This window comes from Halorubrum sp. AJ67, assembly GCF_000513435.1.
Genome location: NZ_CBVY010000005.1, coordinates 223830 through 226563 on the forward strand (window position 1 = coordinate 223830; position 2734 = coordinate 226563).

Annotated in this window: 2 protein-coding genes and 1 pseudogene; 1 reads left to right on the forward strand and 2 read right to left on the reverse strand. The window is 71.2% G+C overall.

The window, feature by feature from the left end; genetic code table 11:
- Both BN903_RS18010 and BN903_RS18015 read right to left on the reverse strand, forming a co-directional pair.
- Positions 1-875, reverse strand: an 875-nt coding sequence (locus tag BN903_RS18010; protein ID WP_228841054.1) for a glycoside hydrolase family 36 protein, incomplete at its 3' end; no start/stop codon positions are given.
- A complete protein-coding gene (locus tag BN903_RS18015; protein WP_228841055.1) occupies positions 769-1614 on the reverse strand; it encodes a hypothetical protein in 846 nt (281 codons plus the stop codon). The genes BN903_RS18010 and BN903_RS18015, both read right to left, overlap by 107 nt.
- Before the next feature lie 114 nt (positions 1615-1728).
- Between BN903_RS18015 and bga the strand changes: the two are divergent.
- A pseudogene (gene bga / locus BN903_RS07150) lies at positions 1729-2734 on the forward strand (beta-galactosidase Bga); the annotation flags it as partial.

Sequence of the window (2734 nt, forward strand, 5' to 3'; positions counted from 1 at the left end):
AGGAGCCGGCGACCGGCCGGACCGATCTCCGCGAGCCGGTCCGAGAAGACGTTCACGCCGCCGGTCGCGGCGACGAGCGCCGCGAACGCCTCGCGCTCGGCCGCGGTGAGGTCGCTCGTGTCGCGGACGAGCTGACAGTCGGGGTCGTTGAGCCACCACCGCCGGTGGAAGACGTTCCGCGTGAGCGTGTTCCGAACGGCGTTCTTCAGCCCCGGCTGGCTCCCCGACTCTCCCGGCGTCTCCCACGTCGGGTCGGTGTCCGGGCCGACCCGCATCGCGTCGAAGAGACCGACGCTCGGGGCCATCGGCGCGCCGCAGCCGAGGAGGAACGTGTCGTCGCCGGCCGCCTCGGCGATCGCCTCGACGCCCCGGCGATACGCCTCGATACGCGTCGCCTCGGGGTCGTACCGCTCGCCGGGCAGCGCCGCCGCGAAGAGGAAGTCGAGCTTCAGGTAGGTGAACCCCCACTCGTCGACGACCGTCGACACAGTCTCCCGGAGCCACTCCAACACCGCCGGGTGGGTCGTGTCAAGTCCGTACAGCGCCGACCCCGCGCGGAAGCCGCCGTCGACCGGCGTTCCCGGCCCGTCGCCGTCGGCCGTTCCCGGTCCGTCGTCTCCCGCGTCGGTCGGTTCCGTCACGAACCACTCCGGGTGGTCGGCGTACAGGTCCGCGCCGGACTCCACGTAGAAGGGCGCGAGCCACAGCCCCGGGCGATACCCCGCGGTCGCGATGTCGTCCGCGACGGCGCTCATGTCCTCGAACCCGTCAGCGATCGACCGCCAGTCGCCGAACGCCTCCATGTACCCGTCGTCGATCTGGACGACGTCGACCGGAATCTCCCACTCGCGGAGCTCCGCGAGGTTCTCCCGCACGTCCGCCTCGGTGACGTCGGTGAAGTAGTGGTACCACGAACACCACCCGGTCGGCGCGGTCTCGGGCACCCGGGCGTCCATCCGCTCGCCGACGCGGTCGGCCAACGCGGCCACCCCCCGCCCGGAGATCGCGGTCGGCGTCGACCCACAGGGGCGGTAGCTCCAGTCGCTCCCCGGGCGTCAGGCGCGCCCCCTCCAGCGGGCACACCGCGCGGAGCGCCGCGACCCCGTCGGCGTCGTCGTCGACCTCGAACCGCGTGCAGTAGCGGTCGTGTTCGAGGAACCCGACCGTCAGGCTCCGGTCCCCCTCGACGAGTCCGGTCAGGTAGCTGCTCACCCGGTCGTCGGTCGACGCCGCGAGGTCGTTCATCATCGGGGCGTTGTCCGGGTCCTCGGCGGGGAACCGCTCCCCGACCGGGAGCGTCCCGGTCGACGACCACGACTGATAGCCGTGCCGGTAGATCCGCGCGTCAGCGCCGAAGGCGGTCTCGAACGCGAGCGTCACGTCGCCCGCCCGGACCGGCTCGTCGCCCGCGTTCTCGACGGTCGGGGTCACGGTCACGCCGCCCCCCTCGGTCGACAGCGACACCTCCGCGATCCGCACTCCGGCGTCGTTTCGATCTGTCGCCGTCGCGCGGACCGTTCCGGCGAGCACGTCGCCGGCGTCGTCCGCGACCGTGATCTCGTGCCCGTCCGGATCGTAGGTGACCGCGGTGGCACCCGCCCTGCGTTCGTTCATACCACTCCCTCTTGTCGACCCCACAAATACCCTGTCACGCGGCGGGACCGCAAGACGGCGGCCGGCGGTCGCCACCATCCGAACCATTAGGTGGCGCGGTCGTGAGTGTGAGCCATGCGTCTCGGAGTCTGCTACTTTCCCGAACACTGGCCGGACGAGGAGTGGGAGCGCGACGTCGCCGCGATGGCCGACGCCGGTCTCGAATACGTGCGCATGGCGGAGTTCTCGTGGGGGGTCCTCGAACCGGAGCGCGGCGAGTTCGACTTCGAGTGGCTCGACGAGGCGGTCGAACTCGTCGGCGAGTACGGCATGCAGGCGGTGTTGTGTACGCCGACGGCGACGCCGCCGAAGTGGCTGGTCGACGAGCGGCCGTCGATCCGGCAGGAGGACCCCGACGGCACCGTCCGGGAACACGGCAGCCGCCGGCACTACTGTTTCAACTCCGACGCCTACCGCGAGGAGACGGAACGGATCGTCGAGCGGATCACCGAGCGGTACGCCGACTCCCCGCACGTCGCCGGCTGGCAGACGGACAATGAGTTCGGCTGTCACCGGACGGTCCGCTGTTACTGCGACGACTGCGCCGAGGCCTTCCGGTCGTGGCTAGCGGACCGGTACGGCGACGTCGACGGCCTCAACGAGGCGTGGGGGAACGCGTTCTGGAGCCAGCAGTACGGCTCCTTCGAGGAGGTCGACCCGCCCGGCCCGACCCCCGCGGAGCATCACCCCTCGCGGCTGTTGGCGTACGCGCGCTTCGCCAGCGACTCCGTCGTCGAGTACAACCGCCTCCACGCCGACCTGATACGCGAGGCGGACGCCGACTGGTTCGTCACCCACAACTTCATGGGGCGGTTCCCGACGCTGAACGCCTACGACGTGAGCGCCGACCTCGACCGCGTCGCGTGGGACTCGTACCCCACGGGGTTCGTTCAGGACCGCTTCGACGGGGAGGCGTCGCCGGACCAGCTTCGCGCCGGGGACCCGGATCAGGTCGGGATGGACCACGACCTCTACCGGAGCGCGCTCGACCGCCCGTTCTGGGTGATGGAACAGCAGCCCGGCGACGTCAACTGGCCGCCGCACTGCCCGCAGCCCGGCGAGGGCGCGATGCGGCTGTGGG